Annotated in this window: 14 protein-coding genes; 5 read left to right on the top strand and 9 right to left on the bottom strand. The window is 35.6% G+C overall.

All coding sequences use genetic code 11. The features are described from left to right. From INT03_RS00170 to INT03_RS00160, 3 genes are all read right to left on the bottom strand, one after another. A partial coding sequence (locus INT03_RS00170; RefSeq protein ID WP_193007096.1) for a hypothetical protein occupies positions 1–580 on the bottom strand: 580 nt, incomplete at its 3' end. Between the two features lie 73 nt (positions 581–653). Further along, the gene (locus INT03_RS00165; RefSeq protein ID WP_193007095.1) at positions 654–1322 is read right to left on the bottom strand and encodes a hypothetical protein; all 669 of its coding nucleotides are present in this window, start codon (positions 1320–1322) and stop codon (positions 654–656) included. A 65-nt stretch (positions 1323–1387) separates the two neighbouring features. Then, complete coding sequence (locus tag INT03_RS00160; protein WP_193007094.1) at positions 1388–2014, bottom strand: hypothetical protein; 627 nt, start codon at positions 2012–2014, stop codon at positions 1388–1390. A gap of 160 nt (positions 2015–2174) precedes the next feature. Here INT03_RS00160 and INT03_RS00155 point away from each other — a divergent pair, with 160 nt between their 5' ends. Further along, on the top strand, positions 2175–2426 hold the full coding sequence (locus INT03_RS00155; protein WP_193007093.1) for a helix-turn-helix domain-containing protein: 252 nt from the start codon (positions 2175–2177) through the stop codon (positions 2424–2426). A 193-nt stretch (positions 2427–2619) separates the two neighbouring features. Then, entirely contained in the window at positions 2620–2802 is a 183-nt protein-coding gene (locus tag INT03_RS00150; protein WP_060490636.1) for a helix-turn-helix domain-containing protein, read from the top strand. Positions 2803–3290: 488 nt separating this feature from the next. Here INT03_RS00150 and INT03_RS00145 read toward each other — a convergent pair whose 3' ends face one another. From INT03_RS00145 to INT03_RS00125, 5 genes are all read right to left on the bottom strand, one after another. Continuing rightward, complete coding sequence (locus INT03_RS00145; RefSeq protein ID WP_060490637.1) at positions 3291–3896, bottom strand: hypothetical protein; 606 nt, start codon at positions 3894–3896, stop codon at positions 3291–3293. Next, the gene (locus INT03_RS00140; protein ID WP_193007092.1) at positions 3880–6963 is read right to left on the bottom strand and encodes a tyrosine-type recombinase/integrase; all 3084 of its coding nucleotides are present in this window, start codon (positions 6961–6963) and stop codon (positions 3880–3882) included. Before INT03_RS00140 ends, INT03_RS00145 begins: the two co-directional genes overlap by 17 nt. A 2-nt stretch (positions 6964–6965) precedes the next feature. Then, the gene (locus INT03_RS00135; RefSeq protein ID WP_193007091.1) at positions 6966–9503 is read right to left on the bottom strand and encodes a hypothetical protein; all 2538 of its coding nucleotides are present in this window, start codon (positions 9501–9503) and stop codon (positions 6966–6968) included. A gap of 123 nt (positions 9504–9626) precedes the next feature. Then, complete coding sequence (locus tag INT03_RS00130; protein WP_193007090.1) at positions 9627–10793, bottom strand: Arm DNA-binding domain-containing protein; 1167 nt, start codon at positions 10791–10793, stop codon at positions 9627–9629. Between the two features lie 2 nt (positions 10794–10795). After that, complete coding sequence (locus tag INT03_RS00125) at positions 10796–11011, bottom strand: hypothetical protein (protein ID WP_060490641.1); 216 nt, start codon at positions 11009–11011, stop codon at positions 10796–10798. A 124-nt stretch (positions 11012–11135) separates the two neighbouring features. Between INT03_RS00125 and INT03_RS00120 the strand changes: the two genes are divergently transcribed. Together INT03_RS00120 and INT03_RS00115 are read left to right on the top strand one after the other, a co-directional pair. Beyond that, a complete protein-coding gene (locus tag INT03_RS00120; protein WP_226950374.1) occupies positions 11136–11354 on the top strand; it encodes a helix-turn-helix domain-containing protein in 219 nt (72 codons plus the stop codon). A 224-nt stretch (positions 11355–11578) separates the two neighbouring features. After that, a complete protein-coding gene (locus INT03_RS00115; RefSeq protein ID WP_060490642.1) occupies positions 11579–11857 on the top strand; it encodes a hypothetical protein in 279 nt (92 codons plus the stop codon). Between the two features lie 469 nt (positions 11858–12326). Here INT03_RS00115 and INT03_RS00110 read toward each other — a convergent pair whose 3' ends face one another. Then, the gene (locus INT03_RS00110) at positions 12327–12641 is read right to left on the bottom strand and encodes a TatD family hydrolase (protein WP_226950373.1); all 315 of its coding nucleotides are present in this window, start codon (positions 12639–12641) and stop codon (positions 12327–12329) included. A gap of 35 nt (positions 12642–12676) precedes the next feature. Between INT03_RS00110 and INT03_RS00105 the strand changes: the two genes are divergently transcribed. Further along, positions 12677–13842 (top strand): IS3 family transposase gene (locus INT03_RS00105; RefSeq protein WP_193007088.1). Its coding sequence is split into 2 segments (ribosomal slippage): positions 12677–12935 and positions 12935–13842, totalling 1167 coding nucleotides; the frame shifts between segments, so codons are not numbered across the junction. The last annotated feature ends 48 nt before the right edge of the window (positions 13843–13890 follow it).

Raw genomic sequence — 13890 nt, 5'->3', positions numbered from 1 at the left:
AAAAGTTATCATTTTTGAAATATAGTGCATTGTAGACATAATCACTTTCTGGTTGATAAAACAACTCCAAACGTGACAAGCCATACCCACGGTAGGTTGCATTGTTAAAATCTACGTAATAATGGACGCCTTCACCATCTTCTACTACAGAGATGTTTTTAATAGCTTCGTTAATTGAAGCTGGCAACTTAGCACGATAATCAGGTTTAACATAAGCGGTATAATCTCCCTCGGATTTGTACTGCTTTGCCATAAAACTGTCTTGAAAAGTATTAAACCTTTTCTGAATCTGATTCTCTGTAGTACCGTTCTTATAAGACGCTTGATCAAAACCACAGCTGTTTTCAAACCATCCGACCAATCCAACCAAGTCTGTTTTTGATGAGACCGTTGTTTGTGTCGAAACAACGGTTTCGTTAGTTGGTTGCGCGATACTTTGTTTAGTTGGGTTTGAGGTAGTCATGCTTTGCAAATCATTCATGACCGCACTCATCTCACTACAGCCTGTCAAAGTAGTTACTGCACCCAGCACTACTGCTAGCGTCACCGCATGCATAGGTACCTTTAAAATCGTCTTCATACTTATCCTTATCAACCTCTTCATCACATGTAAATAAAACATTGCCATCGTCAAGCACGCTCGTTTTGACGAACTACTTGAGACCGACAGTGTAGCCCCATGGTTGTTGTTTAAGATCATAAGTTTTAATCGCTTCAAGTTTGAAGTCTTTGCGATTATAACTACTAGGGCTATTACCCAATTTTTCTTCTAATTTATCCATGGTTGGATAATAGTCATCTTGACTAAAGTTACCAAATAGCTTTTTGGCCATAAAATTATGATAGTCACGGTTATAACCTGATATTTCAAACTCGGTATAGTACTTATCTTGAGGCCTATTAATTACCAAACTGTCAGATAACTCAATGCGAGAGGGGCAATTAAAGCAGCCTGGAATGAACGTAATATCATCAATCTTTGTTTGGTTAAGAATGTCCACCGTTTTAGTGTTTTTAGAATTAAAGCTAACGCCACTTGACGTTACTTTATAATTGCATTTTTCGTTGTTAGGTAAGACTCGAATAAGCGTTATGTGGTTTCGGCTGTTTGTATCAACGTCAATACTACAGTCGTATACTTCACTATTACTATAACCACCACCTTCTTGTTTTTTGAGCCCGAGTTTATACTGACTGTTTACTGTCTTGACGTCTTTGCCTAAAGAGTTTGGTGATAAAAAACTATTGTAATCAGCTGCCATAGCAGTAGTACTGATAGTTAAACCAAGCATAATGCTAAGACAAAGAGTTTGATTATTCATAATACATATCCTTTTATAATTTAATATTAAATCGATTTTAGTCTGCTTTTATATTACAACCGTTATTAATTTAACAAGGCATCCAATCTAGCCACCCACTGATCCGCATCGACACTATCTGCTGTAAAAAAATCATATCTCGGCTGGTCAGGGTTTCTAATATAAACACTGACATAATGCTTACTGATTAGACTTCGTGTGGCGCCATACTGATTTTGTGACTCTACTCCTTGCGAATACGCCTGCCAACGCTGCACATCCACAAAGTCACAGACGACTACTTGAGGCCTGACTTTAGGATCAAGCGTAAAAGCAATGCGCCTGGCCTGCGCATCAACCAAAATCCCCACCGATTCATAATCCACCTGAAAGTTATGATTTTGTATGAGGTGCTGCTTGAAATATTCATGATTCTGCTGGAAATAAGCAGGAACCTTGTCGTTCCTTATGAGTCTTGCAAAAGCCTTAAATTGTGAGCCTATCATTGAGGCTATAAAGCCAAGTACGCCAACGATAATATATATAAGAAATACGGTATCAAAAGGTATGCCTATAATTAAGAGGAGCACTGATAAAACGGCTACAACTATCCAAAATTTCTTGTTGGTAAGCAACTGTGTCGACCAGCCGGGCTTACCTAAATTAAATTTAGGCGCACGGTTGTCAGGAGCCAATACTATTTGGATAGTCATACTTATCACTCTCTAATCAATTAAAAGTCAGTTTTATTTCCCATACCATCTACACGACAAAAATCCAGCCTACATAGATAAATAACAATACTACGTTATTCGTAGTAAAAATCAAGAAGAAATAGACGAAATTCGTAGTTTATTTATTTTGAGATGAGCTATGAATCTGCAGACTATATTTACTAAAAGGTTTAAAGAAGCTAGAAAAGTGAAAGGACTTACACAGGAGCAATTAGGTCTCGCTATTGGACTAGATGAGTTTGTCGCCAGTACGCGTATCAATCGTTATGAGCGCGGTATTCATCAACCGGATTTCCAAATACTAACGCTAATAGCCAAGACGCTAAATGTACCGCCTGCTTACTTTTTTGCTGATGATGAGTTGGCGGCTCAGATACTTAAATGGCAATAAGTGATCCTACTTATAGAGTATAGTCAACGTCCAAAAAAACTATTACACGATGCTCTATATTTCTCCGATTTGCGTGTTGGAAATATGAAGCATGTACCGACTTTTAATGTAACGTTTATACGCTATTCATCTAACGCCAAAACGTTGTTATTTTTTATCGTAATTAAGTGTCATTGAAGCAGAGATAGGCCTGATGTTTGATACGATAGGAAAAAGACTTAAGAGAGGGCGACAATATGCTGGTATAAAACAAGTCGAGCTAGCTCATAATATTGCTGCTAAGCAAGGAACAGTTTCAGATTTAGAAAATGGATGTGACGATAGCTCTAATAAATTATTTCGAATAGCAATTTGTAGAGGTGTAAATGTGGAGTAGCTTTCGACTGGTTTAAAAGAAGTGGTAGGTACAAGCACCGAAGAATCCACCTTAACGCCTTGTATGATACTTGTATAGAGCTATGATGAAGCGTTGAATTTTTTTCTTAAAAAGGTCAATGTTACCGTAGCATTTGATTTTGAGTCTGTCTATGGCCAACAAGATTGTCATACAAACTTATGTTAGATTAGAGTGATCGATAATAGTGTGTCACCTGTTTTTAACATTCAAGATTTAGCATTTATAAATACGAAGTTACTACATCAACTTGGTTATTATGTTCTCGCCTTTGAGAATAAATTTAAGTCCGTGGTATGCAGAAAATGGTGACCTAAAGATATTGATACAGCTACAGATAAGCCATACGCCCAGCTTATAACTGTTCATCCTAACTAATTATTGACAGCCAATATAATAATATTAACATATTGAGCGCAGCGCTCGAACATAGAATCAAACTGAGATAAGTAGAATAAACTTAAAAATAATCAGCTTTTAAAGCGTGATTGTTTAATTAAAGTGTCTCTTGGTCTATCGATAAGTAGCGCGAAATCTTTCAATAAAATACTATTACTCTCAAATACATCATTCCATATATCTGTTTCAAAACTAGCTTGCTTCGTCAAAAGACCAAGTTCTTTATACATGGCTCCTGGTTTTGATAACGACAGTATTGATACTGTACGAATAAAATCCATATAAATAAAGTCTATAATGTCTTGCTTGAACTCCTTATCTCTTTTTTTACTGATTCTCTTGAATTGTTCATCTGTTTTGTTTTTTCTATCTAAGCTTGTCGATGATACATAGCTAGAAATAATACTATTTTCATTTACGATATCCTTGATGTCGAAAATTGGAGAAAAACAACCTCCAATGATTTCATAGCTATTAGTCTCTCTTGGTATCATAGATATAATATGCAATGGTATATTATTCCTATTACCAAAATAATTATTAATATCTTTAAGATACTCTTCCTTATTGCTTGCGATATATGCATTCATTAATATTTCATAAAGTTTTTTAGCAAGCGGATGAAATCTTATTTTTGATTTACTGTTTAACTTTATAGTTTTAGCCGATATTTTCATGTTTTTTCGCCTCCTTATTGATTCTATCGCCTATCATAATATATGCATAGTGGCAAAATATCTGTAATGTCCTGACGTTCCACTGCTTAATGGGATTATTGGAATCAAATCTATTTTTAATTCTTATAGACTGAGTTTGACTTGACAGTGAAAGCTCAGCTCGAATCTGTTTTTGATACGATATATCTTTCGTTTGTTCAGGATTAATAACTTCTATTTGAGACCGAGGTATAGCCTTTAACGCAATATCCCAGGAGGTTTGATCTGTTTCTGCTGCCTGCTCATAATTATAGATCTTTAAACTAATATCTTTTTTGTACACTAATTGACAGACAATTTGAAGGTAGTCGTAAAGGACATCTGCGTACTTAAAAGTGATAAAGTTTTTGCTGGGTTGAGCATTAATAAGTGTGTGAAGAATCAAATTATGAATAGAAGATTTATCCTTACTCTCTTTGTAAATATCACGAAATTTGTCTGTCATTCGCATCATATTTTTTCTATCATCACCATATTTATCTTTTATAGGTAGTAGACCGTACTTGTTGTTTAAATCGAATAGCCTAGAATTACCTTTTGTAGTTTGAAACTTTGATGCTTCTCTCAATTGCTTTGCATTAAAAAGCCATTTTTCAAATGTGTCTTGACTGACATCATAGATATGCAAGAGATATTCATAATCACCTTTTTGAATATAGGCTTCTAGAATTTGATTTACTTCATCGAAAGCATATCTCTTGGTCTGATCAGTTTGTTTAGTTAGATTCTCGCTAACTGCTTTGCTACTCTTGGGCGGCAGTAATTCTGGTAATTGTAGCTTATGCATAAGATATTTATTAATTCCCAATGGATCTTGTTCAATTTCATACTTTCGTCGCCTAGGTATTTTTAGTAGCTCAGCATGCTCAACAGATAGTCCGAAATTAGTCTGCCAAAGCAACAAGCCAATTTGTATATCTGTGAAATGCACATATGAAGCGAACGTCGTACTAGGGTTAGCATGGCCTGCCACTCCTGCTAAAGCGTATATTTTTTTGTAGGCAAGATTAGTCTCGAAATAATTAATGATGTCAGAAGCCTGACTATCTTTGTAAGGTAGTAAGCTTTTTAAAAGCTTTGTACTTGAATGGTTATTAAATTGATAATCCTTATCGTATAGAAATGACATCAATTGAAAATTAGTTAAGCAACTATGCCGTAAGTGATGTGTAGTGAGGTATCTTAGTCCAGTAACTTCCTTTATAAGACTACTAAGCACTTTTGATATTGCCTGAGCTTTATATGGCAGCCCAGCTTGATTTGCGATCAGTGTTTGGCCCTTGTAACCTAAGCGCTTGATGTACATACGCTTTATCAGTTTAATATCAGGCTCTGTCAATAATTGTGCTAACAGAACACGACGGCACGCAGAAAGACTTTTATTATTACCAAATTTATTATTCCGAACTTCTAAATAATTTTGAGTCTCTGCTACATCATGTATTCTTATCTTAACGATTTCACCAATCCTAAGACCACAGCGATGGCCCAATATAAGTACTAAGCTTAAAGCCTGCTTTTCATCAACGGTCATAATAAGACTATCAATTTTATTAAGTATAGCTTGGAACATATTTTCTGAGATATAGCCTACTTTGTGATGAGGTCTATCGTCGGTATAAATCGAAGGTATAGATTCAAGATTATAATGTGTAACCATATACTGATGGACTTTACTAATTGATTTAGCAGCTGCGTTCTTGGCCTCTGAAGTTTTACTAAGTTCAATCATCTCACCATATAGCGCTACAAAATCCTCTTCTTGATAGTCTTTCAAATTCACATTTTCTGTAAGTGTCAACCATCGGTTAGTGATTCTATTGCTATAAGTCTGAATACTAGAGACTTTATGAGTAGTCGTCATTGATAACAGCCAACCAACGATTGCCTTTTCATTTAAAGGCGCGTGACTATTTTTTAATCTTTGATCAAGTTCCTGTAATTTTTCAACGAATAGTTTTTTAGAAATTTTAGAACTACTATCGCTTTTGAAAATCTTTGTTATCTCAACTACTAATTGAGGATTTGGTTTTATAGAATCAATATTAGAAGTAATATATGCTTGATCATTTAATTTTTCTTGAGTATGTATATCGTGTCGAATATTGTAAATTAGCGACTGCCAATTAGATGTTGGTAAACTATATGTATTCTCTTTGCCAATAACGACATACCAAATATACTCTGGCAGGTCAAAAGAGAGGTGACTTTCTAAAATATATACTGCTGCTATTAAAAAGCGTGTTAAGCCAAATTGCATACTATTTATTTGATGTTTGTGTTTTTGCTGTATACTTTGGTAAAGCTTGTGGATGCTAAAATCTATACGCTGATCTGCAACTAATACTTCTTTACTTTTAAAATATGACTGAATAATGCGTGCTGATACAGGTGAGATGAAAATTTGCGCTTGGTGCACTGTCTCTGATTCTATATAAGTATTTGTATGATAAGATTTATCCCTAACAATCATAGTTATTGTTGGCAGTCCATAAACTTGCTCAATTGCTAAATTATTGTCAGATATTTGTTCAAATATTGATTGCAATATAGGTGCTTTAAGCACTGCACTATGAAAAACTAATGTTAGAAAAACATCAGCTTTAGTTATGTCGGTAACAGTTTTTCTCTCTAAACTTTTAATCCAGCATAAATAGAAATCTAATACATCTTTACCGTCATTAAACCACTCTTGTGTGCGAAAAGAGCTAGGACGAGATGATCGAATGATAAACTTAGGAAAGCCTATCCAAATATTGTTATCTTCTATACGCTCTTGACAGTACTTCACAGCATGATTGTAAGCGGTCGAATATTTTTCGACGTCTTGGAATTGTTTATTGTTAAATAGTTTTTCATCAAATTTAGCCCACATCAAACTAAAACACTTCTGCTGATCTTTAGCTACTAATACCTCTACAAAATTGATATGTTTGTCTATAAGTTTACAAGCTAATGAAAAGCGTCTTTCTTCTTGCTTATCTCTTTTTTCTGCTCTTCCTTGAGTACCAGATTGTTGATCTACCATTTTTAGCGTTCCAACTGGATAACTTCAAAGCCAGCCTCCTTAATGAGCTTATCTAGTACTTCTGCAAAATTTTTAAGCTCAGAACGTTTTAAACCGCTGAAACGATCATAAAAACCAAAACCTAGTTCATCAGAATGTCCCATCCAAGCACTAACAACGTCATATCCAATTGGTTTTTCATCAAAGTACGAAGCGTATGAATATTTGCCGACGTCTGAATTTTTAAGGGAGCGTATATGGTGCCGGTGCCAGTTAAGAGGTAGCGATATGTGTGATGACATACGCTCTTTTATAAGTCCGTTGTTTAACTTCAACTGAATCACCGTGTTAGTTATCTCATCTAGTTTTATATAACTTATTAGTCCAACACTGCTATCTAAAATATCCATGTATATCTGACCGATACTATTACCCAACTTATTGAAAAGACTACCATTGGTTTTGATAAAATTTTTATACTCTTTAATTTGATGACATACTATTTGCGGTAGATAAATGAATCTGCCAAGCTTCTCAGTCTGCATTTCCTTATCGCTGATAAAATAAAGTCCTGTTCTAGTATCTATATCTGATAATCTACCAAATGGCTCAGTAACGGGTCGATACCCACTTGCAATAGACATCAAAATATATAAGTAGTCCATAAAACTGTTATGAAGACAAACCAGTGAATTTAAATTATTTAGTTTTAAACCTGCAATAGCGACCTCTACTTCTTGCCTTAGTGTGACCACGATCTCTTTTAATCTAAGTTCGTTAATAGCTAATGCGCTCCCTATAGTCCTATCCCAATGGGCCGTTAATCCTTCTTCAGATAGTTCAAAAAGCATGTTTAGCTTTGTCTTAGTTTGATTTGGATCATATTTATTTCCAAGTAGTTCTATTAGATGATCCATATAGTCTCGTTGGCATCGGAATAAATCATATTGACTGACATTGTAATAAGGTAGCGCTGAGAGATGATGAACAGGAGAGTTGATCGATACCTCTATAAGTGCTTTATCTATATTCTTTTGAGATAAATATTGAGGTAAATAGTTTTTAACTTTATTTATACTAAGCCTTGTACCAAACTCTTTATTAATTCTGCGGAGAGACTCTTTTGCTTCTTTAGTAACAGAGCCAGTTGTATTATCATCGGCATTTTGAATCATCTCAATATGCATTGAACCTAACGGAAAAGGCATAAAAAGAGACAGCTTATCCGATTTATTATGGGCACATAGTGATTTATCCCACTCATCAGCGATATGACTACGTGATGGGCAAAATGTCAGCTGGTAACGATAAGCGTTAAATCCCGATTCGAGTTTTTCGGAAGTATATATATCATGAATGCCGGTTAGTAATAGCATGTATAGATACAATGCAGACTGATCAGATATGTCAAATCTGAACTTTCCTTCTTCATATTCATGCTCATATTTGTACTGTTTACCAATCGACTTAAAGTCAAGGCTGCTTAGTTTGCTAGCTATATATTCGACCAATCTTTTTATTTCATCTTCATGTGCTGTATTAACATCAGTGACCTGACTCATAGCATTTTTTCGACGACTGTTTGATTGGCCCTCTGCTTTTACCAGATCTAAATAATAGTTACTTGGAGTTTCTATAGTCACTTGCTCAAAACATTCATTCTCGTTATCTTGGCGTTCATTAGCTTCAAAAGTATCGGTATTATTTGTAGATTCAAAGATGTTTGCTAGGTCATTGATTGTGTTCCTTGTTGTATCGTCATAATATGAAGGACCTTTAACAACCTCAGAAATGGTACTGGGTACACGAATAATGCCCGAATCATTTTTAAAAAAGTTATCTATTGGTAGGATATATTCATAAAGGTACTGAGCTATACGCTCATTAATATAGTTTTTAGCAATACTCGAGGATAATGATGTATTTTTACTTAGCAGTTTATTTTCATACTTCTGTATTTCATCTTCAAATGATTGAGGGTTTCTATTTAACCATCTAGTATAATGATCGTTATCTTGCGACTCCATAAGATAACTTCGAAGACCCTTCAGACTCTCAAATTGTGTTATATCAGGCAAAAAAATCACTAAAAAATCACGAATTTTATTAGTTAGAAAGCGACATTCATCAAGTGTAGTTTTAATTCGACTCTCATAATCGGTTAATTCCACCATTTTCAAACATAGAAAGAAATAAAGAGCGCGAATAGTATTAATTTTAGAGAACTCTGAACGGCTGATTAAAAAAGTAATGAGATATAGATCTTTCAAATTTTGATGTTGTTCTCTCATACTCTTTATAAATAGCTTTTGTTTAACACCTTGTTCGTATATTCTGATTTTTTCAGACTCGACAACCTTAATATTTGTCTCTTTTTCATCTATCCAGCGAGATAAGCTTAAATATTCCTTTTTCAACTCCTGTTTATACTGTTCAGGTAATACGTCCTTCAAGAATCTAAGTTCAAATAATAAACACAGCATTTCAGACTCATTACAGTAGTCGAATATATTACTTTGCAACCACATGTTGTGATAGTTGTTGTTAGCTGATTCATTCATTTTGGACTCCTTCTACAATAAGTAGAAGAAGTTAACTCTTCTATTTTGGAATCTCTACTAAAAACGCGAAAAAAAACCACTATTTCTAGTGGTTTTAGCTGTTTATAGGCATTTTTAACAGTTTTATAGTATACCTCGTTCCATGAGAAGCTTATCAAGAGCACTGCCATCTTGACGAGTGAGATTTGGTACGTAACGGGAATAGACAGTAAATAGCATTTTTGTATTGCTATGACCCATTTGCGCGGCAATCCATTCAGGCGATTCACCAGCAGCAAGCCAAAGCGTTGCAGCTGTATGTCTACTTTGGTAAGGATTACGTCTAGTAAGCTCTAAATACCTTAGTAATGGATACCAAACCCGCCGAGTTACGTTGCGATGGTTTAAAGCTGTACCAGTATTAGTACAAAATACAAACGTGCTACGCTGTTTAGTTACATTCTGTTGTGCAATCAAAGCGTCATAAACCAGTTGGTTCATTTGGATGATACGATTCGAACCTGTAGTTTTAGTTTTACCTATAACTCCATTCACAATTGCCTGATCCACGATGATTTGCCGCCGCTCAAAATCTATGTTTTTCCAAGGTAAACCATCAATCTCACCTGTACGCATGCCAGTAAAAAAGCTTACGACATAGTAGGGTTTATAATCGGCTCTTACGTTATTAATAATGAGCATAACCTCTTCTAAAGTAAAAGGACTTACTTTGCTTTTAGGCTCACTAATTGGTCTTATATTTTTCCATGGACTCTCAAAATCAAAACGCTCAGATGCTTCGGTAAGCACCATACGCAATGGAGTCATAATATGGTTAATACGAGACGATGATAAAATTTTTCCGTTATTTCCCTCGTTAACTAGCTTGCCCCGAAAAGCTATTATTTTAGCTTTACTAATGGTATTCAGCGCTACATTGCCAAAATGAGGAGTTAGGTAAATTCTAAATATACCCTCTATATTACTTATCTGAGAGTCTCGCCATTCTGGCTTTTTCTCTTCTAACCAAATTTTGCTAAAGCTATCAAAGCCTGAGATTGAGTCCTTATGACTATTTGTTGCTTTCATAAGCTCTAAGCTTTGAAACTGCGCAAGCTTTTTACTTTGTGGAAAATAGTTTTCATATCGAAAACTACCCAATTGAATGTCAGCTTCCATTCTGTTAACGAAATTCTCTAGACGCTTTCGATTAGGCTTAGTGTCTGCCAGTAAGGTTTGCTCTCTGCAACGTTGACCTATGTATCGGAAGTCTACATAAAGGTTGCCATTACGGGTATTGATACTCGCCATGACTATGCTCCCGCTGCAAATGGAATGCTATCGTCAGAACCTGTCAGCATCAACTCTTCAATTTTTTGCCAGATAAAAAGGATTTTTCTGCCGCCAAAGGGTTTTATGTAGTGAACCCCTTCGATAAATACCGCATCCTTAAGTTGGTTGCGTATGGTCTTGCTGTCATATTTAATACGTTGTGACAGCTCTTCGGTTGTTAAATAGGTATAACTCATAGTAAAATCCTTACTAAAGATTAAAGTGTTATTATTTAATAGCTTTATGACCTGCTATAGAACGTAATTTACACTAAAAATAATCTTTTGCAAGACATTTTTATCTACAGAAGGTTATTTTATTATGGGGGAGGTTATGGTGAAGTGTAATTTATCTAGAATTATGGGTGAGAAAAGACTTAAGATTGCTGACGTATCTAAAGATACGGATATCAACAGAGGCACAATCACACGTATGTATAATGAAGAAGCCACTAGAGTGGATTTAGAAGTTGTAGAGAAGCTATGCTTATATTTGGATATTGAGGTAGGTGACCTTTACGAGGTAGTTAAAGAAGAATAAACGCTCTTTTGAATATGCAATACAGTGCTACCCTTATCAGTCATTATATTAAACAGTACGTAGCCAACTATTATTTTTCAAGTAGGTTAAATAATCTATTTGACAATAAAATAATCTATAGAAGGTTATTTTAAGTTGCAATAGCTCAAAATGCATGTATAATTTAATCTGTAGGAAGTCATTAATACTAACAGAGGTAAATATTAATCTACAGGAGATTATACATGAACACATTTATTAAACCGCCGCATGCTTCAATTTGGCTGAGTGCTGAGGCAATATCGCTATCTACCAAGCTCATGGTAAACTTGCAAATACAACAAGGTTCGCAGTTAGCGAAAATGCTCGGCGTAAATTCGATATTTTATAATGATGAGGCAGTTAGAATATGGGTGCAACGTGAGATAAATGAGGGGTTGGCGCTAAACCGTTATACTTTGAAGAATCTTGAGACCAAGTTTTTGGACATTATGAATCATTACGAGATTCCGTATTCATTGTGATTAACGTCAACTACTTAGTTTGGAGATAACCATGAGCTTAAAACTTATTTTTAGCGCTAATGCAGATCAGTCCGACATACAATTATGTGAAGACTATTGGGCATATGTGCATGATGGACGCTATATAGAACATATAGAGATGCTCTGTAAACAATATCGTATCGACTATCATACTCTGTTCAGCGTGTTAGCGAAATGTCAGGCTTACTTAGATGATGTACACTGTGAATATTGTGGACGCCCTTATCAACTTTATGTACCAGCTGATATTCCTTATATCAGAAAACAGTCATCTTGGTTCTGCGAATCATGTATTAGTTTTTCTGGCGGGCAGCTTACAGTTGGCAGATGATAATTTAAAGATTACTTAATAACCAGATTGCTAATGCTCTCTGGTTTTTTTGCAAATGTGATTTGTTTATGAATATACGGAAATAATTGAAAAGCTCAAAGTTTAATTTTTCTCTGATTAATGATTAAACTTTACTAGATATTTTAGATTCATTTCTAACTGTTCATGAACTAAGGCAACAGGGATTTGCCACAATTCAGATAACTGCTTAGTAGCAATATCACTATCCCATGGCATTAGAGACTTTTTATTATATTTTGCAAATGGGCCATCAGTTTCAGTAAGAATCCGATCTTTCGGCATCATTGATACCAAAGATTGCCCTTTTTTAGTATTAAGCATTGCAGGACCAACGGTGAACCAACAACCCATATTAACTGCTCTTTTAAGCTGTCCCTGAGTTGAGCTATGCTGAAAAAACTGTAGAACCAAACTTGGTAAACTAACGACTCAATGAGGAGTTTATCATGACTAAGAAAATCAGAACCTATAGTGCAGCATTCAAAGCTGAAGCCGTTAAAAAGATAGCAGATAATAATGGCAATGTTTCAGCGACTGCAAAGCAGCTTGGCATAGCCATGCAGACATTATCTAACTGGCAAAACAAAGCTGATAAAGGCAAGCTGATCGGTACTAAAGAATATGATCCTGAGCTCATGGCTATACTAGAAGAGAATAAACGTCTTAAACGTGATCTCAAAGTTGCTCAGGAAGAGCGAGATATTCTAAAAAAGGCCACGGCGTACTTCGCGAAACACAGTTGATGAAGTACGTCTTTATCAAGGCTAACCAGAAGATATTTAGCATCACCTGTATGTGTCACGTATTAGATGTCAAGCCCTCAAGCTATTATAACTGGGTAAATCGTGGTGTTAGCAATCAGCAGATTCACCGCAATCAGTGTGAGCTGCTGGTGCGCGTGGCTCATGATGAAACTAAGCAGCGCTACGGCTGTGAGCGATTGCATGCTCATCTTGCAGAGCAAGGCCATCATATCAGTCAATACATGATAAGAAGCATTAAAGAAGAATACGGCATTGTTTGCCATCGTCACAAGCGTTTTAAAGTTACCACCAACTCAAACCATAACAAGTTCATCTATCCAAACCTGCTCGATCAAAAATTTGATACCAGTCGTCCTAACGAAGCTTGGGTTAGTGACATCACTTACATATGGACAGATGAGGGTTGGCTATACTTAGCAGGGGTTAAGGACCTCTACACTAAAGAGCTGGTCGGCTATGCTATCCACAAGCGTATGACAGCAGATTTAGTTTGCCGTGCATTTAATATGGCCATCAAGAACAAACGACCCAACCAACGGCTGATTGTGCATTCTGATAGAGGCAGTCAGTACTGTAGTTATGACTATCATAAGATCATTAAGAAGCATAAATTTAAGGGCTCAATGTCTAGACGTGGTAATTGCTTTGATAATGCTCCGATAGAGAGTTTCTGGGGTATATTGAAAAATGAGTTAGTGTATCATCAGGATTATAAAATGAGATTCGAAGCTATCAATGACATCATTAAATATATTGAGCTTGAGTATAACCAGACTAGAATCCAAAAGGGTTTGGGCTATAAAACGCCAAGACAGGTGTGGTTTGACTTTTATCGTCAAGCTGCGTAACTAAAATCTCCCAAGTCAATGTCTACAGATTTGACAGCATAGGTCAAT

Source organism: Psychrobacter sp. PG1, from assembly GCF_014897815.1.
In the GTDB taxonomy this organism is placed as follows: domain Bacteria; phylum Pseudomonadota; class Gammaproteobacteria; order Pseudomonadales; family Moraxellaceae; genus Psychrobacter.
This window is presented reverse-complemented; position numbering and strand designations above follow the sequence as displayed.

Excerpts from the sequence above, each read along its gene's own strand:
- INT03_RS00165 (WP_193007095.1), bottom strand. The coding sequence starts at position 1,322 with ATGAATAATCAAACTCTTTGTCTTAGCATTATGCTTGGTTTAACTATC.
- INT03_RS00160 (WP_193007094.1), bottom strand. The coding sequence starts at position 2,014 with ATGACTATCCAAATAGTATTGGCTCCTGACAACCGTGCGCCTAAATTT.
- INT03_RS00155 (WP_193007093.1), top strand. The coding sequence starts at position 2,175 with ATGAATCTGCAGACTATATTTACTAAAAGGTTTAAAGAAGCTAGAAAA.
- INT03_RS00150 (WP_060490636.1), top strand. The coding sequence starts at position 2,620 with ATGTTTGATACGATAGGAAAAAGACTTAAGAGAGGGCGACAATATGCT.
- INT03_RS00145 (WP_060490637.1), bottom strand. The coding sequence starts at position 3,896 with ATGAAAATATCGGCTAAAACTATAAAGTTAAACAGTAAATCAAAAATA.
- INT03_RS00140 (WP_193007092.1), bottom strand. The coding sequence starts at position 6,963 with ATGGTAGATCAACAATCTGGTACTCAAGGAAGAGCAGAAAAAAGAGAT.
- INT03_RS00135 (WP_193007091.1), bottom strand. The coding sequence starts at position 9,503 with ATGAATGAATCAGCTAACAACAACTATCACAACATGTGGTTGCAAAGT.
- INT03_RS00130 (WP_193007090.1), bottom strand. The coding sequence starts at position 10,793 with ATGGCGAGTATCAATACCCGTAATGGCAACCTTTATGTAGACTTCCGA.
- INT03_RS00125 (WP_060490641.1), bottom strand. The coding sequence starts at position 11,011 with ATGAGTTATACCTATTTAACAACCGAAGAGCTGTCACAACGTATTAAA.
- INT03_RS00120 (WP_226950374.1), top strand. The coding sequence starts at position 11,136 with ATGGGGGAGGTTATGGTGAAGTGTAATTTATCTAGAATTATGGGTGAG.
- INT03_RS00115 (WP_060490642.1), top strand. The coding sequence starts at position 11,579 with ATGAACACATTTATTAAACCGCCGCATGCTTCAATTTGGCTGAGTGCT.